This is a genomic window from Brevundimonas sp. NPDC046655, from assembly GCF_044901625.1.
Classification (GTDB): domain Bacteria; phylum Pseudomonadota; class Alphaproteobacteria; order Caulobacterales; family Caulobacteraceae; genus Brevundimonas.
In genome coordinates this window covers 383853-404836 of record NZ_JBJDPV010000001.1, presented here as the reverse complement: position 1 = coordinate 404836, position 20984 = coordinate 383853, and the positions used below count along the sequence as shown (strand labels likewise).

Sequence of the window (20984 nt, the reverse complement as noted above, 5' to 3'; positions counted from 1 at the left end):
AGGAGAGGGAAAGTGTGACGGTCGGTTTAGACCAGCCGTCGCCGAATCGCCACCGGGCGACGCGCCTTCCCTGACTTCAGCCCTAGCTGCAGTCTTCGACGTTCTGGATGCTGGGGCCGCCCGCGTGGACGAAGGCCACCTTGCCGTCCTGACCGATCTCGTACACCAGCCCCCGCGCCGTCGGGTCGGTGACATAGGCACCCTGTAGCTGAGGCTTGCCTGGCCAGAGGGTGACATAGGCCGAGGGTGCGCCCTCATACTTATGCGGCGTCACGGTCGCGGCCGCGCCGTAGCGGGCCTTCAACTGCTCGCCTTCATAGCCGACGCCGACGCCGTCCTCGGTCTTAACGGTTGAGCCCTTCATGGCGGTCAGCCGCGTGAGAACCCCATTCTCCACCATGACCAGCAGGCCCTCAGGCGCCCGGAGCGGATGATAGTAGCGGCATTCCGACGGTGCGGCCTCGGCGGCGTTCGCGGGCGGCGGGCCGACGGCGGCGTCCACCTCGGCCTGGGTCATGCCGATCTTCAGCGGTCCATAGCCCAGGGGCGTCAGCACGTTGGCGGCCGAGGCGGCGTCAGCAGTGCCTGCTGGTGCAGGGGCTTCAGGGGTCTTCGCCTCGGGCGTCTTGGCGGATTCCGGGGCGTTGCAGGCCGCCAGGGCCAGCAGGGCGACGGTACTGAGGACGGCTTTGCGGATCATGCGGAAGGCTCCAATGGTTCAGCTTCACCGCGTACAACGCACGAAAACGGCGCGCGATGGCATCGCGCGCCGCTAAATTCTATCGTCCGGCCGAAGCCGGTGCCGAAATGAAGACCTTAGTCTTCCTTCGGCGTCATGACCTGACGCCCCTTGTACATGCCGGTCTTCAGGTCGATGTGGTGCGGACGGCGCAGTTCGCCGGTGTCCTTGTCTTCCACATAGGAGTTGGCGCCCAGGGCGTCGTGAGCACGACGCATGTTGCGACGCGAGGGGGATACTTTGCGCTTCGGAACGGCCATGTCCGTCTCAATCTCTAAGTCGGTGCGCCGTGAAGACGCGAAAACATACAGTAGCGGCCCCCCGATAAGAGCCGCCACGCGAGGGCGGGCTTATGCATGAAGACGTTCCCGATTTCAAGTCGTGCCGCGACAATCAGCCAAGCAAGTCAGGGTGGCGGTCCGAACCTGCCTGGGGCAAGGTCCTGACACCGATGTCATGGGAGGACGACATGCGCAAACTCTGGGTGACCGCCTTGGCTGCGAGCCTCGCCATTCCCGCCTTGCTGGGTCCTACGGCTGGGCTGGCCCAATCAGGCGTGAAGGTCCTGCCGCTTCCTGACGCCGCCGCCTATCCAGAGGGCGTCACGGTCGATCCGACGACTGGGGCCATCTACACCAACAGCGCCAACACGGGCGCGATCTTCCGCATCGATCCCGACACCGGCGCCGCCGTTCGAATTGGCGATCCGCTCGGCATGGGTGATTCGAAAATCGCCAAGCCCGTCTCAGTGGCGCTAGGCCTCAAAGCTGACGGACAGGGCCGCCTGTGGGTGGCCGGGGCGCGGACCGGTTCGATGCATGTCGTCGATATCGCCACTGGCGAGCGGCTGGCGCGCTTCACCACACCGCAAGGCGCCTGGCTGATCAATGACGTCGCCCTGACAGCGGAAGCCGCCTATTTCACCGACACCCTGCGTCCGGTGCTGTGGCGCGTGGCGCGTGATTCGCTCGCCGACGCGGCTCTGGAACCCTGGCTGTCGTTCGAAGGCACGGCTCTGGAATACGGCGAGGAGCCTAATCTGAACGGCATCGTCGCCACGCCGGACGGTCGCTACCTGATCGTGGTCCTGATGAAGACGGGGCGGCTGTTCCGGATCGACACGCACACACGCAAGGTGGCGATGATCGACACGGGCGCTTCGGCGCTGGATGGTGGCGACGGCCTGGCGCTGGTCGGCCAACGGCTGTTCGTGGTGCGTCAGTCAGCCGGCGAAGTCGTGGCTCTGGACCTGTCGCCGGACCTGAGCGCCGCCAGCGAGGTGAAACGGATCAAGCCCGCAGAACTGGCCTGGCCGGCGACTGTCGCCGTTCGAGGTGACCGCCTGATCGTCGCCAATAGTCAGTTGAACCGTCGGGCATCAGGCGATCCGGTCCTGCCGTTCAGCCTGGCGTCGATCCCGCTGTCAGCCTTCGACTAGCCACGCAGTCTTGGGGTCAGGCCTTGGTCAGGGCCACGGCCACGGCCTCGCCAATCGCCAGCGAACTGGTCAGACCGGGGCTCTCGATGCCGAACAGAGCCATCAGGCCGTCGATGCCGTGATGCTCTCGCCCATCCAGTTGGAAGTCGGGCTGCGGCTCGCCCGGCCCGTGGATCTTGGGCCGGATGCCGGCGTAGTCGGGTGTCAGGCGCTCGACCGTCACGCCCGGCCAGAAGCGTCGGATGTAGAGCGCGAACGCCTCAGCCTTGGCCGGATCGACGGAATAGTCCTCGGCCTCCACGTAGGTCAGGTCCGGGCCGAACACCCCCTGCCCGCCAATATCCTTGCGATAATGGGTGCCCAGCGCCCCGTGGATCGGCGGCGGATAGATCAGGCGATTGAAGGGCGCCGGCCCCGTCAGGCGGAAATAGACGCCCTTGCCCAGATGGCGCGCCGGAATGTCGGCTTCCGGATAGCCGTCGATGGCGGCGGCCACGCTCTGGGCCGACAGGCCCGGCGCCGTAACCAGCAGACGGGTGGTCAACACAGCTCCCCCGTCTCCGCCCGCAGTAACGCGGAAACCGCCGTCCGGCAGTGGTTCGGCCCGTTCAAACGGCGTGGAGACCACGACCGATCCGCCCGTGTCCTCGATCTCGCCCTGCAAGGCCAGCATGTAGTCGTGACTGGCGAAGACGCCGCTCTCAGGCGACAGGATGGCGGCGTGAGCGTTCAACTCCGGCTCCAGCGCCCGCGCCTGGGCGCCGGTCAGGTGCTCCAGCCCCTCGACGCCATTGGTTGTCGCCTGCTGGAAGATGGCCTCGATACGCGCGACCTCAGCCTCCTCCGTCGCCACGACCAGCTTGCCGCATTTCCAGTGGTCGATCTTGTGGCTGGCCAGGAAGTCATAGAGGGCGCGCCGTCCCCCGACGCAAAACTTCGCCTTCAGCGAGCCGGTCGGATAGTAGAGCCCGCCGTGAATGACCTCGGAGTTGCGCGAGGACACGCCCTGACCAATGTGCGGCTCTTTTTCGAGCACAAGCACCGACAGGCCGCGCTTCGCCAGCGCCCGCCCGCAGGCCAGCCCCACAGCCCCCGCGCCCACGACCGTCGCATCGAAGTCGAAAGGCGCGGCCATGGTTCTACCTCTTGCCGTACAGGGCCTTGGCGCGGCCCTCGAAACACTGGATCAGCTTGTCGACCGCCCGGTCGAAGTTCGCCTGCAGCATCATGTCCAGCATGCGCGACTTGAAGGCGAAGTCGATGAAGAACTCCAGCCGCGTCCCCTCGGGGTGCGGGTGAAACTCCCAGCGGTTCTTAAGGTGTTTGAACGGCCCGCGGATCAGGCCGACCTCTACCTTGGGCGCGTGGATGTCATGCCGGACCCAGGTCGAGAACCGCTCGCTCAGGAAAGCGAACCCCACGCCAGCCTCGGCGTCCAGCAGACGGACGCCGGGCGCCTCGTCTCGCTTGTTCCAGACGCGCATGGAGGTGATCCACGGCACGAACTCCGGGTAGGCCTCAACACCCGCGACCAGGTTGGCCAGATCTTCGGGCGCATAGGGAAGAATGCGGGTAACGCGATGGATCGCCATTCAGGGCTTAACGCGCCGAACGGCCTGCCTGCGCCTGACGCGCGGCCTTCAGGCGGGCGAAGTCGTCCCCGGCGTGGTGCGACGAACGCGTCAGCGGCGACGACGACACCATCAGGAAGCCCTTGGCGCGGGCGATGGCCTCATAGGCCTTGAACTCTTCAGGCGTAACGAAGCGGTCGATCGGGGCGTGCTTGCGCGTCGGCTGCAGGTACTGGCCGATGGTGATGAAGTCGACGCCGGCGGAGCGCATGTCGTCCATCACCTGCATGACCTCTTCCTTGGTCTCGCCCAGACCGACCATGATGCCGGACTTGGTGAACTGGTTCGGATCGCGCTCCTTGACCATCTGCAGCAGGCGCAGGGAATGGAAGTAGCGGGCGCCGGGGCGGATCTTCAGATAGAGGCGCGGAACCGTCTCGAGGTTGTGATTGAAGACGTCGGGCGTGGCGTCGATCATGACCTCGGCCGCGCCGTCCTTGCGCAGGAAGTCGGGCGTCAGGATCTCGATGGTGGTGTTGGGCGCCTGCAAACGGATCTGGCGCACCACTTCGGCGAAGTGGGCGGCGCCGCCGTCGGCCACATCGTCGCGGTCCACCGAGGTGATGACCACGTGATTCAGGCCCATCTGCTGGACGGCCAGACCGACCTTGGCGGGCTCTTCCGGGTCCAGCGGCTGCGGCAGGCCCGTCTTGACGTTGCAGAAGGCGCAGGCCCGCGTGCAGGTGTCGCCCATGATCATGAGCGTGGCGTGCTTCTGGCTCCAGCACTCGCCGATATTCGGGCAGGCCGCCTCTTCGCAGACCGTCACCAGCCCCTTGGAGCGGACGATGTCCTTGGTCGCGTTGTACTGGCCCGAACCGGGCGCCTTGACCCGCAGCCAGTCAGGCTTCTTCAGCACCGCCGATTCCGGGCGGTTCTGTTTCTCCGGGTGACGCAGCTCGGAAGGCTTCTTCGTCAGGGTATCGATCAGCGTGACCATAGCCGGCGGTCTGGCTCCTGTGCAGAAGGGCGGTATGTCGGCTTTCCGACCGCCGATGGCAAGCCACAGACGGTTTCAGTCGGTGATCGGACTGCTTCACGCGACGTTACGCATCTTTTCAAGGCGACCTTACGTCACTAGGTTCCGGCCTCTTGTAACCGAGAGGGCCGCCGAGAGCTCTCCGAAGGAGGACGTGCTTGCTGCGGGCAGCCCTGGACCCCAAGGTCTATGATGAATCCCTGTTCGACGCGCTGATCGATGCGCGCGCCCGCTATGGCGACAAGGAGATCCTGGAAGATCAGGATCGTCACCCCCTGACCTACACCGGCCTGATCCGCGCCGCCTTCGTGCTGGGTCGCAAGATCGCGGCCATGACGAAGCCGGGCGAGCGCGTCGGCGTCCTGCTGCCGTCCAGCGCAGGCGTGGTCGTCACCTTCTTTGGTCTGCACGCCTTCGGCCGCGTGCCGGTCATGCTGAACTTCACCTCGGGCGAGGCCAATCTGAAGGCGGCGCTGAAGACCGCGGGTGTCAGCAAGATCCTGTCGGCCAAGCGCTTCGTCACCCAGGCCAAGCTGGACGACCTGATGGAGACGCTCGGCGAGGTCGCCGAGATCATCTGGCTGGACGACGTGCGCAAGACCATCGGTCTGGCCGACAAGCTGTATGGCCTGAGCGCAGGCATGGCCCCACGCCGTTTCCGCGTGAAGACCGACCCGGATTCGCCGGGCGTTGTCCTGTTCACCTCGGGCAGCTTTGGCGCACCCAAGGGCGTGGTGCTGAGCCAGCGCAATCTGGTCGCCAACGCCCGTCAGGTCGCGGCCCACATCGACCTGAAGCCGGAATGGGTCATGTTCAACCCGCTGCCGACCTTCCACTGCTTCGGCCTGACCGGCGGGGTCATCCTGCCGCTGCTGCAGGGGATGAAGGCGTTCGAATACCCCTCCCCCCTGCACGCCAAGCAGATCACCGACCTGCTGCCCCAGGTGAAGGCCTCGATCCTTTTCGCGACCGACACCTTCCTGAACCAGTACGCCCGCGTGGCCGAGCCAGGCGACTTCGCCACGTTGAAGTTCGCCGTGGCCGGCGCCGAGAAGGTGCGCGAGGAAACCCGCGCCGCCTTCAACGCCAAATTCGGCGGCCTGACCCTGCTGGAAGGCTATGGCGCGACCGAAGCCGCTCCCGTGGTCGCCGTGAATCATCCCGACCGCAACCGCCCCGGCACGGTCGGTCAAATCATGCCGGGCATGGAATACCGCCTGGACAAGGTCGAGGGGATCGAGGGCGGTGGCCGTCTATACTTGCGTGGGCCGAACGTCATGGCGGGCTATATCTCGCCGAGCGACCCCGAAGGCATCGAACCTCTGGCGGACGGTTGGCACGACACCGGCGATATCGTCGACATCGACGCCGAGGGCTACATCACCATCCTCGGCCGGGTGAAGCGCTTCGCCAAGGTCGGCGGCGAAATGGTCTCCCTGCTCGCGGTCGAGGATATGGCTGGCGCCGTCTGGCCCGAGCATCGCCACGCGGCGGTTTCCGTACCCGACAGCAAGAAGGGTGAGCGTTTGATCCTGGTCACCGACCATGCCGGCGCCGAATCCGCGCGCCTTTCGGAGTGGGCGCGCGAGAACGGCGCGCCTGAACTGGCGGTGCCGAAGAAGATCATCAAGCTGGACGTCATTCCGGTCCTGGGCACAGGCAAGACCGACTATGTCGCCATCCAGAAGCTTGTCGAGGATGCGTTGAAGGCCGGCTGATCGGGACGGCTTGCAGAGCCCACGACTTCGCCTAACCTCCGCCTTTGCGCCTTGCGTCGATCCGGTTTGCGGAACCGGCGGTCGTGCGCCATCGGGAGGAAAGACATATGGCGAGTGCAGCGTCCATTTCGGGTTGGGCCCCGCGTTTTCAGAGCGTTCTGAGGATCGTCGCCGGTTCGCTGCTGCTTCAGCATGGCGCGCAGAAGATCCTGGGCTTTCCGCCCGGAGGAAACGGCGGAGCGTTCGACGTGTCCAGCCTGTCCAGCCTCGCCGGCTGGTCCGGCCCGATAGAGCTGGTCGGCGGCGTCCTGATCGTGCTGGGTCTGTTCAGCCGCCCGACCGCCTTCATCCTGTCCGGCTTCACCGCCGTGGCCTACTGGATGGTGCACGCGCCGCAGAGCCCCTATCCGATCAACAACGGGGGCGAGTTGGCCGCGCTTTATTGCTTCGTCTTCCTCTACCTGTTCTTCGCTGGTCCCGGCCCGATCGCCTTGGACAGCATGATGCGTGGCGGCCGCCGCCGCTGACGCCCCAAGACGGCGCCTGGATCAGCCGATCCGGGCGCCGGTCATCGAAATCGAACCGCCCTCGATGACATCATTAAAGAAGCTCACACCCTCGCCCGGCGCCTGCTGGGCGGCCACATAGAGCAACGGCAGATAATGCTCGTCGGTCGGCACGCTGAACTGCGCCTGTTCAGCCAGATGCACCCAGTCGATCAGGGCGTCGTGATCGCCCGCAACGAAGGCGCGCTTGACCGCCTCGTTGAAGTCGATCGCCCAGTCATAGGGCTCGCCGCCCGCCCGCTTCCACGTCCGCAGATTGTGCACGAAGTCGCCGGAGCCGGCGATCAGGAAGCCTTCATCCCGAAGCGGGCGCAGCTTCCTCGCCAACTCATAGTGGCCCCGCGCGTCGATGGTGCGATCCAGCGACAACTGCACGATCGGCACGTCGGCTTCGGGCCAGACATGGGACAGGACTGACCAAGTCCCGTGATCCAGCCCCCATTGCGTCGTCTGTTGCGCGCCGGTCAGTTCCGCCACCCGGTTCGCCAGAGAAGGCGAACCCGGCGCGGGATACTGCATGGCGTGAAGTTCCTCCGGAAAGCCTCCGAAATCATGGATGGTTTCCGGCCGCTCCTGCGCCGTCACGCCCAGCCCGCGCGTCTCCCAGTGGGCCGAGACCATGACGACGCCCTTGGGCTTGCCGATCTCCTCTCCCAGCGCGCACCAGGCGTCCGCGTAGGGACCGCCCAGGGCGTTCATCGGAGAGCCGTGACCAAAGAAGATAGCGGGCTGGCGCATGATCTTAACCGTGCAGCTTCCTGGCGATCTCGGCGATATGCTGACCCTGATAACGGGCGCCCTCCAGTTCGTTGTCGCTGGGCATGCGCGAGCCGTCGCCCTTGGTCAGGGTGGTGGCGCCGTAGGGCGAACCGCCGGTGATCTCGTCCATGTTCATCTGCCCCTGAAAGCCGTAGGGCAGCCCGGCGACGACCATGCCCTGATGCAGGAAGAAGTTATGCAGGCCGCTGAAGGTGGTCTCCTGACCGCCGTGCTGGGTCGCCGACGCGGTGAAGGCGCCGCCGACCTTGCCGATCAGCTTGCCGGTGAACCACAGGCCGCCGGTCTGATCCAGAAAGGCGCGCATCTGCGAGGCTGCGGTGCCGAAGCGCGTGCCTGCGCCGACGATGATGGCGTCGTAGTCGACCAGGTCATCGACCGTGGCGATCGGCGCGGCCTGATCCAGCTTGTAGCCCGACTTCTGAGCCAGTTCGGTCGGGACTGTTTCGGGGACGCGCTTGATGTCCACCACTGCCCCGTCCACCCGGCGCGCGCCCTCGGCGACGGCTTCGGCCATCTGCTCGATGTGGCCATAGGTCGAATGGTAAAGGACGAGAATCTTGGGCATCGAACGCTCCGCTAAATCTGACTGACACAAAAGCAACTGCATCAGTTTCTGATTTAACGAGATGTCGCAGCGCCGCAAGTCCCGATCGTCAAATTTCCATGCGCCGGGCCAAGGGGCAGACGCGATCGTAGAATGCCTGACTGGCCGGCGCCCGCCCCCCTCGCGACAGGATGAAGCGGTGCTCCACTACCATGGCCTGCTGCTCGATGTTCAGACCGCTCCAGTCGCACAGGTCGTCCAGCGGATAGGCGTAAGCGGCGGGCCCGTCGCCCGCCTCCAGCTTGCTCATCAACAGGTTCAGGCCGCTCTGGGCCTGCCAGACATGGACCAGTTCATGAATGAAGACGGCCTGAGTCCGTAGAGGCGCGCGCGACAGGTCGGGCTCCAGCGTCTTCTTCGGCCAGACGATCCAGTCGCGCCCGAACCAACGCCCCGGCACGAAGGCCCGATCAAAGGGCCAGGGCGAGGCCAGAAAGCGAATATCGTCAAGCCTCAGCGCCGCGCCAAAAACCTCGCGCGCGAGCGCCGCCTCACCGTCCGCCAGCGGCCGTATCATCGCCAGTCCATTCCCAATGCCAAGGCTCGAACACATAGGGCGTGAAACCGAAGCGGGCGGCGTTGGCCACCAGCCAGCGATAGGCCGGCCCCTGGGCCATGTGGCGGCGGCTCATGGGATCGGTCGAATCCACGCCCATGCCGGCGACATGGCCGACATGAATGTCGATCGCGGTTCCCGTGCGATGTGGCGAACAGGCGGCGCGGCGCACGCCATCGCAGTTGCCTTGCGCGGCGCAACGGGCGGCGTCGGCTTCAGGGTCGCGGAAACCCGAGAATATCTGCATCAGCTCGGGATCAGCGGCGATAGCGGGCACCTCGGCGCGGGCAGCGGCCGCCATGCGGCGATAGGCGTCCAGCACGTCGCGGCGCAGCAGCCGGGTCATGCGCTGTGCGTGTTCTTCGGCGGGATCAAGATAGGCCAGCATGATATTCGGCGGCGGCTCAGGACATTCTCCCCTCACCCGCGCCATGACGAAGGGGCGGCGCTCCTGCCACAGGCCGCGGAACACCTGAAAGGTCGCCTGATCGAACTGCCCCGTCACCATCAGGCCATAGCGCGCCTGAAACCCCGCCAAGGCCTCGGCGAAAGCCGGCGACGCGGGATCACACGGCGTGCCGATCTCGCGCTGGATCAGGGGCGTATAGGTTTCCCAGCCCCATTCCGCTGATCCGAACGGCGACCATTCCAGGGTATAGAGCGAAATCCCATTGGCCTGGGCTGCGCCGTCCCATGCATTGGTCGGCCGGTCGCAGATCTGGGCGTCGGCCTTGGCCGCGCCCGCCCCGCCGAGAACCGCGAAGAAGGCCGCCGCTAGGATCGCAATTCGCACTGACATGACGTTAGCAGGCCTCAGGTCGCGCTCGACTGCAAGGCCGTCTTCGCCTGTTCGCGGAAAACCGGCATGGTGAAGCTGCGGCCGACTCAAGGCCGTTCACCCCGGACGCCCGATGTCATCTGTTTCCGCCGCTGACGCCCCACGTCGTTCCAACGCCGTCCTGGCCGCCTTTTCCGGCCCCTGCCTGCCGCTGGCGGCGTTCGGCGTGGCCCTGCCCGTCACCCTGCCCGAGTTCTACGCCACCCACGTCGGGATAGAGATGGGCATGGTGGCCGCCGTCTTCATGGCGGTGCGGGTGATCGACATCCTGTTCGATCCCTTCATCGGCTGGGGCATGGACAAGACCAAGACGGCTTTCGGCCGCTATCGCCCGTGGATGGCGATCTCGACGCCGATCCTGATGCTGTCGGCGCTGATGATGTTCGTCCTGGTCCAGCCCGGCGCCGGGCCCGCCTATCTGTTCGCCTGGCTGCTGGTCCTCTACCTCGGCTTCTCGATCGGCACCCTGGGCCAGTTGGGCTGGGCGGCCGTTCTGGCGCCCCAGTATGACCAGCGCAGCCGCGTCTATGGCTGGTGGCAGGTGTTCAACATCATCGGCGTCATCCTGATCCTGATCCTGCCGACCGTGGTGGTGAAGTCGGGCATCGGCGACTATGCCGACGGCGTGCGGATCATGGGCTGGGCCATCCTGATCGCCCTGCCCGTCACCATCGGCCTGGCCATGATTGCCGTGCCCGAACCCGTCAACGTCGGCGCCCCGCCGCACGGCGGGCCGAGCGCCTATCTGGCGCTGTTCCGCATGAAGACGGTGCGCAAACTGCTGATCGCCGACCTGCTTCTGGGCATTGCGCCGGGCATCACGGGCTCACTGCTGTTCTTCTTCTTCGGCCAGATCAAGGGCTACGACCACAGCCAGGCCGGCCTTTTCATGCTGATCTACTTCATGGCCGGGCTGATCGGGGCGCCGATCTGGGCCTGGTTGGCGACCAGGATCGGCAAGGACAGGGCTCTGGCCGTCGCCAGCCTGATCTTCGCGGTCTTCTATGTCGGCGCGACCCTGGTTCCCGGCGGCAACTTCGCCCTGACGGCGACCGCCATGTTCATCGCCGGCCTGCCCTATGCGGCGGGCCTGTTCCTCTTGCGCGCAATGATGGCGGACGCGGGCGACGAGGTGCGGCTGGAAACGGGCGTGGACCGCACCGGCCTGATGTTCTCCATCCTGTCGGCGACGACCAAGCTGGGCCACGTTTTTGCCCTGCTGCCCTACGCCCTGCTGCCGTTGGCGGGGTTCAAGGCCCTGCCGGGACCGGAGGGCAACAGCGAGTTCTCGCTGCTGATCCTGCAAGTCCTGTTCATCGCCGTGCCCGGCCTGCTATTGGCCGCCACCGCCTGGGTGTTGAAGGGCTATCCCCTGACGCCCAAACGGCACGATGAAATCCGCGAGGCGCTTGCGCTGCGCGACGCCGGGACCGCCTGAATGACCCACTCCGTCGACCGCCTGAAAGAGATCATGGTTCGCTTGCGCGATCCGAACGGCGGTTGCCCCTGGGACGTCGAGCAGACCTTCGCCACCATCGCTCCCTATACGATCGAGGAGGCCTACGAGGTCGCCGACGCCATCGAGCGCGCCGACATGGAGGAGTTGAAGGTCGAACTGGGCGACCTGCTGTTCCAGGTCGTCTTCCACGCCCGCATGGCCGAGGAGGCCGGACATTTCGCCTTCGACGACGTGGCCGACGCCATGGCCGACAAGCTGGTCCGCCGTCACCCGCATGTCTTTGGCGAGGAAGCCGCCAAGCCCAGCGGCTCGGCCCAGAAAGCGCGCTGGGAGGACATCAAGGCCGCCGAGCGCAAGGCGAAGGCGCAGCACGGCGTGCTGGACGACGTGCCGGTCGGCCTGCCCGCCCTGACCCGCGCCGCCAAGCTGACCAAGCGCGCCGGCCGCGTCGGCTTCGACTGGCCCTCCACCGACGAGGTCTTCGACAAGCTGGCCGAAGAGGTCGAGGAGTTGCGCGTCGAGATCGCCGCCGGCGACAAGGACAAGGCGCGCGAGGAACTGGGCGACCTGCTGTTCGTCGTCGCCAACCTGGCCCGCAAGCTGGAATTGGAGCCCGAGGACGCCCTGCGCGCCGCCAACGCCAAGTTCGTCCGTCGTTTCGGCTTCATCGAAGCCGAACTGGCCAAGGACGGCCGCACGCCCGAACAGTCCGACCTGGCGGAGATGAACGCGCTTTGGGACGCGGCCAAGGCGGCCGAGAAGACTCAGACGTAGCGCAGTTCCTGCAGGTCGACTTCGCGGATCAGCTTGCGCGCCGTTTCCTCGTCGACCAGCCGCATCCGCCCCAACCGCACCAGTTCGGCGCGCTCGGCGGCCAGACCGGCCAGGCGCAGGTGGCGTTCGATCACGTCAGCCTGTCGAGCCAGGGTCACGTCGTCGCCCTCGACATGAGTCCGCATTTCGATGCGATGGCGATAGATCTCCATCAGCCGCGCGGCCGTCTCAGCATAGAGGTCGGGGTTGCTCTTACCCTCGGCCATGGCGTGCTGGGTGTCCTCGATGGCGCGCATGGCGGCGGAGGCGGCGGCGATGCGCGAACGATCCTCCTCCTCGAGGTGCGACGGCTCAGGCGGCAGCTCGATCCCCTTCAGCAACCGCGGCAGGGCGAGCGTCGCCAGCACCAGGGAAACGATGATCACGCCCGCCGCCAGGAAGATGGCCAGGTTCCGCGTCGGCATGGGCGTGCCGTCGCCCAGCACGAATGGCAGGGTCAGGATACCGGCCAGGGTGATGGCGCCGCGCACCCCCGCCAACGACATGACGGCCACCAGCCGCAGTCCCACCTTGGGCGGCGCGTTCTTGCCACGTTTGCGGAACAGGGTGAATTTCAGCGAGGTCCACACCCAGACAAAGCGTAGAGCCGCAAGCGCCGCCACGATGGCGAAGACATAGACGGCCAGCCACCAGATCTCCTTGTGCTGAGTCGACTGGATGACTTCCGCCGCGCGCGCCATGATCGACGGCATCTGCTCGCCCAGGATGACGAAGATCAGGCCGTTGGCGACAAACTGCACCGTGTCCCAGACCACGGCGCGTCGGATGCGCGTCGCCGCCATGGCCGAGCCCTGCCGCTCGGTGAAGCTCATGGTCACGCCGGCGGCCACCGCCGCCAGAATACCCGAGGCATGGACGGCTTCGGCGGCGAGATAGGCGGCGAAGGGCATCAGCAGACTGATCAGAATCTGACCGCCGACGTCCTCGCCCCAGCGACGGCTGATCCAGCCCTTGATCAGGCCGATCAACAGGGTGACGGCGACGCCCATGGCGATGCCGGCGACCGCCAGCCAGGCGAAGGTCCCGACCGCGCTGGTCAGAGAGAAGGCCCCGGTCGTCGCGGCGATGACGGCGATCCGCATGCAGGTCAGGCCCGTCGCGTCATTCAGCAGCGACTCGCCCTCGAGGATGTGCATCAACCGCTTGGGAATGGGCGCACGCGAGGCGATGGCCGAGACGGCGATCGGGTCGGTCGGCGACAAGATGGCCGCCAGAGCGAACGCCACCGCCAGCGGCATGGCCGGGATCATCCAGTGGATCAGGAAGCCCAGCCCCACCACGGTGAAGACCACCAGCCCCAGCGCCAGTTCCAGAATAACCACCCGGTCCCGCAGCAAGGCTTCCTTGGGTATCCGCCAGCCGTCGACGAACAGCAGGGGCGGCAGGAACAGCAGGAAGAAGATGTCGGGCCGCAGGTCGACCGCCTCGCCCGTGATCAGCACCACGCCGGCGCCCAGGCCGATCTGCACTAAAGGCAGGGCGATCCGCGTGATCCGCGCCACCCAGCCTGACAGCACCACGGCCAGCAACAGGAACAGGATGGTCTCGATCAGGTGCATGAGCTCAGTCGATAACGTCCGGGTAGAGGCGTTCCAGCCGCCCGAGCGCCGCCGGGTGCAGGCGCACGATCAGATGAGTCCGCCCCTGCTCGTCGGTGTCGCGGAAGGTGACGCGACCATTCTCATAGAGCCAGGCCAGGGCCTCGCCCTGATGCGGCTCCAGCGTCAGGCGGGTCTCAGGATCATCGTCAATCAGGCCCGCGATGGCGTCGCGTAGAGCGTCGATGCCCTCCCCGGTCCAGGCCGAGACGCCGACCGCCTTGCCCTCGCGCGCCAGACGTTCGGCCTGCCCCAGCACTGCTTCGCGCACGTCGGCGTCCAGCAGGTCGATCTTGTTCCAGACCTCGAGGATGCGGCGCGTCTTGCCCTCCGGCGTGGGGATTTGCTCCAGCACGGCCTCGACGTCCTTGGCCTGGGCGTCGCTGTCGGGCGAGGCGATGTCGCGGACGTGCAGGATCAGGTCGGCTTCACCCACCTCTTCCAATGTGGCGCGGAAGCTCTCGACCAGCTCGTGCGGCAGGTCGGAGATGAATCCCACGGTATCGGCGATGATGGCCGGCCGCCCCTGCGGCAGCCGAATGGTGCGCTGGGTGGTGTCGAGGGTGGCGAACAGCAGGTCCTTGGCGAAGACCTCGGAGCCGGTAAGCCGGTTGAACAGGGTGGACTTGCCGGCGTTGGTGTAGCCGACCAGAGCCACCGACGGGAAAGGCACCTTCTTGCGCGCCTTGCGGTGCAGACCGCGCGTGCGGCGCACCTCTTCCAGCTCGGCCTTCAGCCTCACGATCCGGTCGGCGATCAGACGCCGGTCCAGCTCGATCTGGGTTTCGCCCGGACCGCCGGTCGAGCCGGTGCCGCCGCGCTGGCGCTCCAGGTGGGTCCAGGTCCGGACCAGGCGCGAGCGTTCGTAATCCAGCCGCGCCAGTTCGACCTGCAGCCGACCTTCCTTCGTCCGCGCGCGGCGTCCGAAGATTTCCAGGATCAGGCCGGTGCGGTCGATGACCTTGACCTCCCACGCCTTTTCCAGATTGCGCTGCTGCACCGGCGACAGGTCGTCGTCGATGACGACGGCCTCGGCGTCGGCGGCGCGGACCAGAGCGGCCAGTTCCTCGACCTTGCCGGACCCGAACAGGGTCGCGGGCGTAGTCGAGCGCAGTCGCACGATCTCTTCGGCGCGCACGTCCAAGTCCAGCGCGCGGGCCAGGCCCGCGGCTTCCTCAAGGCGCTCGCTCGCCAGCCTGGGGCTGTCCGAGCGTCGGTCGGGATGGATGACGACCGCCCGGATCAGCGGGACGGCGTGGTCGATGAACTTGGAGGTCAATCAGTCTTCTTCGGCGTCGGGCTCGTACATCTGCACGGGCGCGGACGGCATGATGGTCGAGATGGCGTGCTTGTAGACGAGCTGCGACTGGCCATCGCGACGCAGCAGCACACAGAAGTTGTCGAACCAGGTCACGATGCCCTGCAACTTGACGCCGTTCACCAGGAAGATGGTCAGCGGGGTCTTGGTCTTGCGGACGCTGTTGAGGAAGGTGTCCTGAAGGTTCTGGCGTTTGTCTTGCGACATGGCAGGTTGGTCCTGTTCTTGGTTCTTTTTCGCCGGCCAAGGCAGCCGGTGCGGACTCATCGGCCCGCACACAACCTTAAACGCGCCTTCGCAGTCGCGGCAACGCCCTAAATGGCCTCGCGACGCGCCTGTTCAAGATAGACCTCGCGCAGACGGGTCGCGACCGGGCCCGGCTTGCCGTCCGCGATCTTCGATCCGTCCAGCGAGATGATCGGCATGACGAAGGAGCTGGCGGCGGTGACGAAAATCTCCTTGGCCCGCTTGGCCTCGTCCACGCTGAACGGCCGCTCGTCCAGTTCGATGCCCTCGGCCTCGGCCAGCTTCAGGATGGCCGTGCGGGTGATGCCGCGCAAGATGTTGGCCTGGGTGTCACGGGTGCGCAGCTTGCCGTTCTCATCAACGATCCAGGCGTTGGTGGACGAGCCTTCAGTCACCAGCCCCATGTCATCGACCATCAGGCACTCATAGGCGCCCTTCTCGCGCGCAGCCTGCTTGGCCAGGACGTTGGGCAGCAGACCCACGGTCTTGATGTCGCAACGGCCCCAGCGGATATCGGGCATGGTCACGCCCGCCGCGCCCTTGGCGGCCAGGGCTTCGCCCTTGGCCAGATCGATGGTCTTGGACGTGACGATGACGCTGGGCGGTGTGTCCTTCGGAAAGCCGTGATCGCGTGGCGAAGTCCCACGGGTGACCTGAATATAGACGATGCCGTTGCGCACCCGGTTGCGCCGGATGGTTTCCTTGAGCACTCGTTCCAGGGCTTGGGCGGTCATCGGGATCGGGATGCGGAGTTCGGTCAGGCTGCGGGCCAGCCGCGTCATGTGACCTTCGAAATCGGCCAGCTTGCCATCGAACACCGACCAGACCTCATAGACGCCGTCGGCGAACTGGAAGCCGCGATCCTCGATGTGAACCGTGGCGCCGTTGTGGGCCTGATAGGTTCCGTTGACGTAGGCGATCCTGGACATCAGGCGCCCTCTCCTTCTTCGTCTTCGCCGCCGCGAGCGGGCGAAACGCCCAGCGACTTCAGTTTGCGGTGCAGTGCGGATCTTTCCATGCCGATGAAGGCGGCAGTGCGCGAGATATTTCCGCCGAAACGCATGATTTGCGCGGCCAGATAGTCCCGTTCGAACACTTCGCGCGCCTCACGCAGCGGCAGGGCGATGATGCGGTCGGCGCCCAGCGAGGACGCGCCGCCGGACGACGCCACTTCCTGGGGCAGCATGTCGGCCGTGATCGGCTCGTCCGGATCGCCCGTCGCCAGGATCAGCAGGCGCTCGACGTTGTTGCGCAGTTGGCGGACGTTGCCCGGCCAGGGATGGACCTGAAGCACGGCAAGCGCGTCGTCGGCGATCCGGCGATGCGGCAGACCCTGCGAGGCTGACAGGTTGTCGACGAAATATTCGATCAGCTCGCCGATGTCCTCGCGACGCTCGGACAGCGGGGGCACGCGGATCGGCACGACGTTCAGGCGGTGGAACAGATCCTCGCGGAACCGACCCTCGGCGATCTCGACCTTCAGATCGCGCGCGGTCGAGGTGACCACGCGAACGTCCACCTGGACGTCCTGCTCCCCGCCGACACGACGGAACCGCTGCTCGACCAGCACGCGCAGGATACGGCTCTGGCTCTCACGTGGCATGTCGCCGACGTCGTCCAGATAAAGTGTGCCGTTGTGGGCGCGCTCGAACACGCCGATCTTACGGGGACGGCCGTCGCCGCCCTCTTCGCCGAACAGCTCCACGTCCAGCCGTTCCGGGGTCATGCCGGCGGCCGAGATAGCGACGAACTCGGACTTGGCGCGCGGGCTGCCGTCATGGATCTGACGCGCCACGAGCTCCTTGCCCGAGCCGGGCGGACCCGAAATCAGGACGCGGCTGTTGGCCGGCGCCACCTTGGCGATGGTGCCGCGCAGCAGTTGCGCCGCCGCCGATTTCCCAATCAGGCCAGTGGGCGCCATCGTCTGCGCCCGCAGACGGCGATTTTCACGCTTCAGAGCAGCTGCTTCCAGCGCGCGCTCGACTACGACCACCAGGCGATCCGATTTGAACGGCTTTTCGATGAAGTCGTAGGCGCCGCGTTTCAAGGCGCTGACGGCGGTTTCGATGTTGCCGTGGCCTGAGATCATGACGACCGGCAGGTCTTCATCCAGCTCCTTGACGACATCCAGCAATTCCAGCCCGTCCAGACCGCCGCCCTGCATCCAGATATCGAGCACGGCCAACGACGGCTTGCGCGCCCGGATCGCGGCCAGGGCCTCATCAGAGTTGGCGGCCGTTCGGACCGAATGGCCCTCGTCCTCGAGCAAGCCTGAGACCAGTTCGCGGATGTCCGCCTCGTCGTCCACGACCAGAATGTCGGCACCGGTAATGCGCATGACGCCTCTCTTACTCCGCCGCCCGCGCCGTGCCGGGGGCACGTTGGGCAGCCTTGCTGTCTTGGGTCAGGGGGAAGATCAGGCACACGCGTGCGCCCGATAATGTCTCGGCGTCTGCCAGCTTCAGCTCGCCGCCGTGGTCCTCACAGATGCGTTTGACGATGGCCAGGCCCAGGCCCGTGCCCTTCTCGCGCGTCGTAACATAGGGCTCGGTCAGGCGATCACGATCCTTGGCCGGCAGACCGACGCCGTCGTCCTCGATCACGAAGGCGGCGAGCCCGCCCTCGACCGTCAGGCGGGCGATGATGCCGATTGCTTCCGTTGGAGCCGTATCGCGCATCCGCCGCGCGGAAACGGCCTCGCCAGCATTCTTGAGGATGTTGGCCAGGGCTTGACCGACCATGCGCCCGTCGCACTGCAAGACGGCGTCCGGCAGGGGTTCGATCAGTTCAACAATGATATCCGCCGCCGCCACACGCTGAGCGAATACCGCCTCGCGCAGCATTTCTGCGGGGTTCTCGCGCGTGAAGCGCGGGGCCGGCATCCGGGCGAAGGACGAGAACTCATCCACCATGCGGCCGATGTCGCCGACCTGTCGGATGATGGTCTCGGTGCAACGGTCAAACACCTCGACATCGTCGCTGACCTGCGAACGGTATTTGCGACGCAGGCGTTCGGCCGACAGCTGGATCGGCGTCAGGGGGTTCTTGATCTCGTGGGCGATGCGACGGGCAACGTCGCGCCAGGCGGCGTTGCGCTGGGCCGTGACCAGCCGTGTGATGTCGTCGAAGGTCAGGACCATCTCACCACCCTGCCCGCCTTCGATACGGACGCGCAGACGACGGGCTTCACCGGCGCGGCTGACGTCGATGTCCTCTTCAATGTGGGCCTCGGCGCGTTCGGAAAGTTCAGCCAGTTCAGGCGCAACCTCGGCCAGCAATTGCCCCTGCACATCCGCCTCGTCGATGGCCAGAAGTTGGCTGGCGCTGTCGTTGATGGCCGAGATGCGGCCCATGCGGTCCAGACCTATCACTCCGGCGCTGACGCCCGACAAGACCGTCTCGATGAAGCGACTGCGGCCTTGGGCGTCGTCGCTGGCGGTCTTCAGCGCCGCCTGCTGGGTCATGATGTCGCCGGTCATCCGATTGAAGGCCTCGGACAGGACGATCAGGTCAGACGGCGCCCCCGTATTGTCCACCCGCGCGCTCAGGTCGCCGCCCGCCACCTGGTCCGCCGCCTTCACCAGACGGCCGATGGGAGCCGAAATCGAACTGGCCGCGGACATGGCCAGCCAGACCGCGCCGACCAGAACCAGCAGGGCGGTCTCCAGATAGCTGAGCGCGAAGGCCGCTTGAATCCGCGCCCGACTTTCCTCGGCGGCGCGATAGGCGGCGATGGATTCCTCGCCATTGCGCATCCGCTGGATCAGACCCGGCGCCAGGGGTCGGACGACATAGAGGTAGGCGTGACCATAGTCAGGCAGCGGATACAGCGCTCGCACCATGTCCGGATTTTCAGTCACGGTCGTCGGCGCCACTTCGCCGGCCGCCACAGTCTCAAACGCTTCCCGCGGAGGGGCAACATAAGGCGGCGCGTCGGGCTGCTCGCCGCTGGCCAGCACCTCTCCGTCGCTGTTCAGAATATAGAGGGCCGGATAACCGAAGAAGTCGCCGATCTGGGCCAGAGCGCGTGAAAACTGAATGCGGTTGTCGAAAAGGCTTCGCACCCCGCCCAGTTCCGTCGACATCGTCTCAAGATCGACCTCCAGCCCCGCGCCGACATCGGCGACGTAGGCCCGGCCGATTTCGGCGCCGTTCTCTACCGCTGAACGGACGTTGGTGCTGAACCACTGGTCCACGCCGCGGTTGACCAGGACACCGAACACCAGCGCGATCAGGACCGCCGGAACGACGGCGACCAATGAAAACAGGGTGACAAATCGCAAATGCAGCCGGGAGCCAGGGTCGTTGCGGTTCCTGGTCAGGCGCAGCACCCGCCCGCCGATCACTGCGGCCAGACCACCGATCAAGACCAGGTTGGCCAGCAGGATGAACAGGACGAACTGACTCGCCGCTGTTCGTGCATCGCCGCCGGCTGTCGCGCCTGGCGCGATGGCAACCAGCCAAATCGCCGCGGCGGCGATCAAGGAGGCGACAGCGTAGGCAGAGACGAACAAGGCCCGGGCGCGACCGCTAGCCAAACGCCCCCAGAGCGAACGCTCGGGGTCGTGACCTTCAGTCTGCGCGGCAGGCAACTCCGTCATCACCTTGCAGCTTCAACCAACTGTGGCCGATTTTCAACACTAGAGTTGCGGAATTGATCCACCGCAGCCAACCAAAGCTGGGAAAGCGCTTTCTCAACCTCACCGGGCGTCTCCAGTCGACAGAGGCGCGCCTTGGCGGCACGTCGCTCCAACGGTTCCTCCGGCCAGGGCGCCTGTTCGATATACCAGCCCAGATGCTTGCGGAACATCTTCAGGCCAAGCGGGAGGCCGTAGAATGCCGCTGAAGCCCGCAGGTGCTCGATGACGATGGCCAGACGCTCTTCACGACCAGGTTCCTGAAGTCGTGTTCCATCCGCCAGCGCGCGTTCCAGATGGGCCGCGAGCCAGGGCCGACCATAGACCCCTCGGCCCAGCATCAGGCCGTCGGCGCCGGATTGAGCGAGGGCCTCTCGCGCCTGTTCGGCGGTTATGATGTCGCCGTTGACGATGACCGGAATGCCCACCGACCGCTTGACCTCGGCCACCGCGTCCCAGTCCGCGACGCCGGTATAGAATTGCTTGCGGGTGCGTCCATGCACCGTGACGGCGGCAACACCGAGATCCTCGGCGCGCCGCGCCAGATCGGCCGCGTTATGGCTGTTCTCGTCCCAGCCCAGTCGCATCTTGACTGTGACCGGGCGACTGACGGCCGCGACAACGGCCCCCATGATCGCCGCCGCCCGTTCGGGGGTGCGCATCAGCGCCGAACCGCATGCAGCGCCAGTGACCTCCTTGGCCGGGCAGCCGAAATTCAGGTCGATGATGTCCGCGCCCGCCTTTTCCGCCATGCGCGCGCCTTCGGCCATGGCCGCCGGATCACCGCCGACCAACTGGATCACCGTCAGCGGCAGTCCGCCGCCGACAGCCGCACGTCGCACCACGTCGGGCCTCCCGCGCGCCAGTTCCGCCGAGGCGACCATTTCAGTCGCGACGTAGGTCGCGCCCAGCTTGGAGGCGAGCACGCGGAACGGCAGGTCAGTGATCCCCGTCATGGGGGCCATCAGCACCCGGCCGGCGATCCGCACGTCTCCGATTTGCAATCCTGTGCTCATATGGCCCTTACCGCCAACTGTTGCCCC

At 66.1% G+C, this 20984-nt stretch carries 21 protein-coding genes; 5 read left to right on the top strand and 16 right to left on the bottom strand.

Features of this window, described 5'->3' with window-relative positions; translation table 11 throughout:
- Positions 1–82 precede the first annotated feature (82 nt).
- Together ACI2KI_RS01970 and rpmF are read right to left on the bottom strand one after the other, a co-directional pair.
- Positions 83–700 carry a hypothetical protein gene (locus ACI2KI_RS01970; RefSeq protein WP_404617274.1) on the bottom strand — a complete coding sequence of 206 codons (618 nt, stop codon included), beginning with the start codon at positions 698–700 and terminating at the stop codon, positions 83–85.
- Positions 701–816: 116 nt separating this feature from the next.
- A complete protein-coding gene (gene rpmF / locus ACI2KI_RS01965; RefSeq protein WP_292082756.1) occupies positions 817–999 on the bottom strand; it encodes a 50S ribosomal protein L32 in 183 nt (60 codons plus the stop codon).
- Positions 1000–1208: 209 nt separating this feature from the next.
- Here rpmF and ACI2KI_RS01960 point away from each other — a divergent pair, with 209 nt between their 5' ends.
- Positions 1209–2177 carry a hypothetical protein gene (locus ACI2KI_RS01960; protein ID WP_404617272.1) on the top strand — a complete coding sequence of 323 codons (969 nt, stop codon included), beginning with the start codon at positions 1209–1211 and terminating at the stop codon, positions 2175–2177.
- A gap of 16 nt (positions 2178–2193) precedes the next feature.
- On the opposite strand, the gene ACI2KI_RS01955 is transcribed toward ACI2KI_RS01960, so the two are convergent.
- The 3 genes from ACI2KI_RS01955 to lipA are packed head-to-tail and all read right to left on the bottom strand — an operon-like array spanning position 2194 to position 4748.
- A complete protein-coding gene (locus ACI2KI_RS01955; protein WP_404617270.1) occupies positions 2194–3312 on the bottom strand; it encodes an NAD(P)/FAD-dependent oxidoreductase in 1119 nt (372 codons plus the stop codon).
- A gap of 4 nt (positions 3313–3316) precedes the next feature.
- Positions 3317–3769 (bottom strand): type II toxin-antitoxin system RatA family toxin, encoded by a 453-nt coding sequence (locus ACI2KI_RS01950; protein WP_404617268.1) that lies wholly within the window; start codon positions 3767–3769, stop codon positions 3317–3319.
- Positions 3770–3776: 7 nt separating this feature from the next.
- Complete coding sequence (gene lipA, locus ACI2KI_RS01945) at positions 3777–4748, bottom strand: lipoyl synthase (RefSeq protein ID WP_331034198.1); 972 nt, start codon at positions 4746–4748, stop codon at positions 3777–3779.
- Positions 4749–4948: 200 nt separating this feature from the next.
- Here lipA and ACI2KI_RS01940 point away from each other — a divergent pair, with 200 nt between their 5' ends.
- Positions 4949–6505, top strand: a complete 1557-nt coding sequence (locus ACI2KI_RS01940; protein ID WP_404618909.1) for an AMP-binding protein — start codon at positions 4949–4951, stop codon at positions 6503–6505.
- 107 nt (positions 6506–6612) lie between these two features.
- The gene (locus tag ACI2KI_RS01935) at positions 6613–7032 is read left to right on the top strand and encodes a DoxX family protein (RefSeq protein WP_404617265.1); all 420 of its coding nucleotides are present in this window, start codon (positions 6613–6615) and stop codon (positions 7030–7032) included.
- A 21-nt stretch (positions 7033–7053) separates the two neighbouring features.
- Here the strand turns inward: ACI2KI_RS01935 and ygiD are convergent, their stop codons facing one another.
- From ygiD to ACI2KI_RS01915, 4 genes are all read right to left on the bottom strand, one after another.
- The gene (ygiD, locus tag ACI2KI_RS01930) at positions 7054–7809 is read right to left on the bottom strand and encodes a 4,5-DOPA dioxygenase extradiol (protein WP_404617263.1); all 756 of its coding nucleotides are present in this window, start codon (positions 7807–7809) and stop codon (positions 7054–7056) included.
- A gap of 4 nt (positions 7810–7813) precedes the next feature.
- Entirely contained in the window at positions 7814–8416 is a 603-nt protein-coding gene (gene wrbA, locus ACI2KI_RS01925) for an NAD(P)H:quinone oxidoreductase (protein ID WP_404617261.1), read from the bottom strand.
- 88 nt (positions 8417–8504) lie between these two features.
- Positions 8505–8972, bottom strand: coding sequence for a hypothetical protein (locus ACI2KI_RS01920; protein ID WP_404617259.1), 468 nt, complete (start codon positions 8970–8972; stop codon positions 8505–8507).
- The gene (locus ACI2KI_RS01915; RefSeq protein WP_404617257.1) at positions 8947–9810 is read right to left on the bottom strand and encodes a D-alanyl-D-alanine carboxypeptidase family protein; all 864 of its coding nucleotides are present in this window, start codon (positions 9808–9810) and stop codon (positions 8947–8949) included. Before ACI2KI_RS01915 ends, ACI2KI_RS01920 begins: the two co-directional genes overlap by 26 nt.
- A gap of 112 nt (positions 9811–9922) precedes the next feature.
- Here ACI2KI_RS01915 and ACI2KI_RS01910 point away from each other — a divergent pair, with 112 nt between their 5' ends.
- Both ACI2KI_RS01910 and mazG read left to right on the top strand, forming a co-directional pair.
- Entirely contained in the window at positions 9923–11287 is a 1365-nt protein-coding gene (locus tag ACI2KI_RS01910) for an MFS transporter (protein ID WP_404617255.1), read from the top strand.
- Positions 11288–12082 carry a nucleoside triphosphate pyrophosphohydrolase gene (gene mazG / locus ACI2KI_RS01905; RefSeq protein ID WP_404617253.1) on the top strand — a complete coding sequence of 265 codons (795 nt, stop codon included), beginning with the start codon at positions 11288–11290 and terminating at the stop codon, positions 12080–12082.
- Here the strand turns inward: mazG and ACI2KI_RS01900 are convergent.
- The 7 genes from ACI2KI_RS01900 to dusB all read right to left on the bottom strand — a co-directional run bounded on the left by ACI2KI_RS01900 (position 12073) and on the right by dusB (position 20957).
- Positions 12073–13701: a Na+/H+ antiporter gene (locus tag ACI2KI_RS01900; RefSeq protein ID WP_404617251.1), complete on the bottom strand. Its 1629-nt coding sequence runs from the start codon at positions 13699–13701 to the stop codon at positions 12073–12075. The genes mazG and ACI2KI_RS01900 overlap by 10 nt on opposite strands.
- Positions 13702–13705: 4 nt before the next feature.
- Entirely contained in the window at positions 13706–15019 is a 1314-nt protein-coding gene (gene hflX / locus ACI2KI_RS01895; RefSeq protein WP_404617249.1) for a GTPase HflX, read from the bottom strand.
- The gene (gene hfq, locus ACI2KI_RS01890; RefSeq protein ID WP_105563529.1) at positions 15020–15265 is read right to left on the bottom strand and encodes an RNA chaperone Hfq; all 246 of its coding nucleotides are present in this window, start codon (positions 15263–15265) and stop codon (positions 15020–15022) included.
- 107 nt (positions 15266–15372) lie between these two features.
- On the bottom strand, positions 15373–16233 hold the full coding sequence (locus ACI2KI_RS01885) for a D-amino-acid transaminase (RefSeq protein WP_292082739.1): 861 nt from the start codon (positions 16231–16233) through the stop codon (positions 15373–15375).
- Positions 16233–17642, bottom strand: coding sequence for a sigma-54-dependent transcriptional regulator (locus tag ACI2KI_RS01880; protein WP_404617246.1), 1410 nt, complete (start codon positions 17640–17642; stop codon positions 16233–16235). The genes ACI2KI_RS01885 and ACI2KI_RS01880 overlap by 1 nt, the downstream gene beginning before the upstream one ends.
- A 10-nt stretch (positions 17643–17652) precedes the next feature.
- The gene (locus ACI2KI_RS01875) at positions 17653–19905 is read right to left on the bottom strand and encodes an ATP-binding protein (RefSeq protein ID WP_404617244.1); all 2253 of its coding nucleotides are present in this window, start codon (positions 19903–19905) and stop codon (positions 17653–17655) included.
- Complete coding sequence (dusB, locus tag ACI2KI_RS01870; protein ID WP_404617242.1) at positions 19905–20957, bottom strand: tRNA dihydrouridine synthase DusB; 1053 nt, start codon at positions 20955–20957, stop codon at positions 19905–19907. The genes ACI2KI_RS01875 and dusB overlap by 1 nt, the downstream gene beginning before the upstream one ends.
- Positions 20958–20984: the final 27 nt, after the last annotated feature.

Bases quoted from the DNA above. Each gene is read 5' to 3' on its own strand.
- rpmF (WP_292082756.1), bottom strand. From the start codon at position 999: ATGGCCGTTCCGAAGCGCAAAGTATCCCCCTCGCGTCGCAACATGCGT.
- ACI2KI_RS01970 (WP_404617274.1), bottom strand. From the start codon at position 700: ATGATCCGCAAAGCCGTCCTCAGTACCGTCGCCCTGCTGGCCCTGGCG.
- dusB (WP_404617242.1), bottom strand. From the start codon at position 20,957: ATGAGCACAGGATTGCAAATCGGAGACGTGCGGATCGCCGGCCGGGTG.
- ACI2KI_RS01920 (WP_404617259.1), bottom strand. From the start codon at position 8,972: ATGATACGGCCGCTGGCGGACGGTGAGGCGGCGCTCGCGCGCGAGGTT.
- ACI2KI_RS01935 (WP_404617265.1), top strand. From the start codon at position 6,613: ATGGCGAGTGCAGCGTCCATTTCGGGTTGGGCCCCGCGTTTTCAGAGC.
- ACI2KI_RS01900 (WP_404617251.1), bottom strand. From the start codon at position 13,701: ATGCACCTGATCGAGACCATCCTGTTCCTGTTGCTGGCCGTGGTGCTG.
- ACI2KI_RS01960 (WP_404617272.1), top strand. From the start codon at position 1,209: ATGCGCAAACTCTGGGTGACCGCCTTGGCTGCGAGCCTCGCCATTCCC.
- mazG (WP_404617253.1), top strand. From the start codon at position 11,288: ATGACCCACTCCGTCGACCGCCTGAAAGAGATCATGGTTCGCTTGCGC.
- hfq (WP_105563529.1), bottom strand. From the start codon at position 15,265: ATGTCGCAAGACAAACGCCAGAACCTTCAGGACACCTTCCTCAACAGC.
- ACI2KI_RS01880 (WP_404617246.1), bottom strand. From the start codon at position 17,642: ATGCGCATTACCGGTGCCGACATTCTGGTCGTGGACGACGAGGCGGAC.
- ACI2KI_RS01885 (WP_292082739.1), bottom strand. From the start codon at position 16,233: ATGTCCAGGATCGCCTACGTCAACGGAACCTATCAGGCCCACAACGGC.
- ACI2KI_RS01910 (WP_404617255.1), top strand. From the start codon at position 9,923: ATGTCATCTGTTTCCGCCGCTGACGCCCCACGTCGTTCCAACGCCGTC.
- ACI2KI_RS01955 (WP_404617270.1), bottom strand. From the start codon at position 3,312: ATGGCCGCGCCTTTCGACTTCGATGCGACGGTCGTGGGCGCGGGGGCT.
- wrbA (WP_404617261.1), bottom strand. From the start codon at position 8,416: ATGCCCAAGATTCTCGTCCTTTACCATTCGACCTATGGCCACATCGAG.
- lipA (WP_331034198.1), bottom strand. From the start codon at position 4,748: ATGGTCACGCTGATCGATACCCTGACGAAGAAGCCTTCCGAGCTGCGT.
- ACI2KI_RS01875 (WP_404617244.1), bottom strand. From the start codon at position 19,905: ATGACGGAGTTGCCTGCCGCGCAGACTGAAGGTCACGACCCCGAGCGT.
- ACI2KI_RS01915 (WP_404617257.1), bottom strand. From the start codon at position 9,810: ATGTCAGTGCGAATTGCGATCCTAGCGGCGGCCTTCTTCGCGGTTCTC.
- ACI2KI_RS01950 (WP_404617268.1), bottom strand. From the start codon at position 3,769: ATGGCGATCCATCGCGTTACCCGCATTCTTCCCTATGCGCCCGAAGAT.
- ygiD (WP_404617263.1), bottom strand. From the start codon at position 7,809: ATGCGCCAGCCCGCTATCTTCTTTGGTCACGGCTCTCCGATGAACGCC.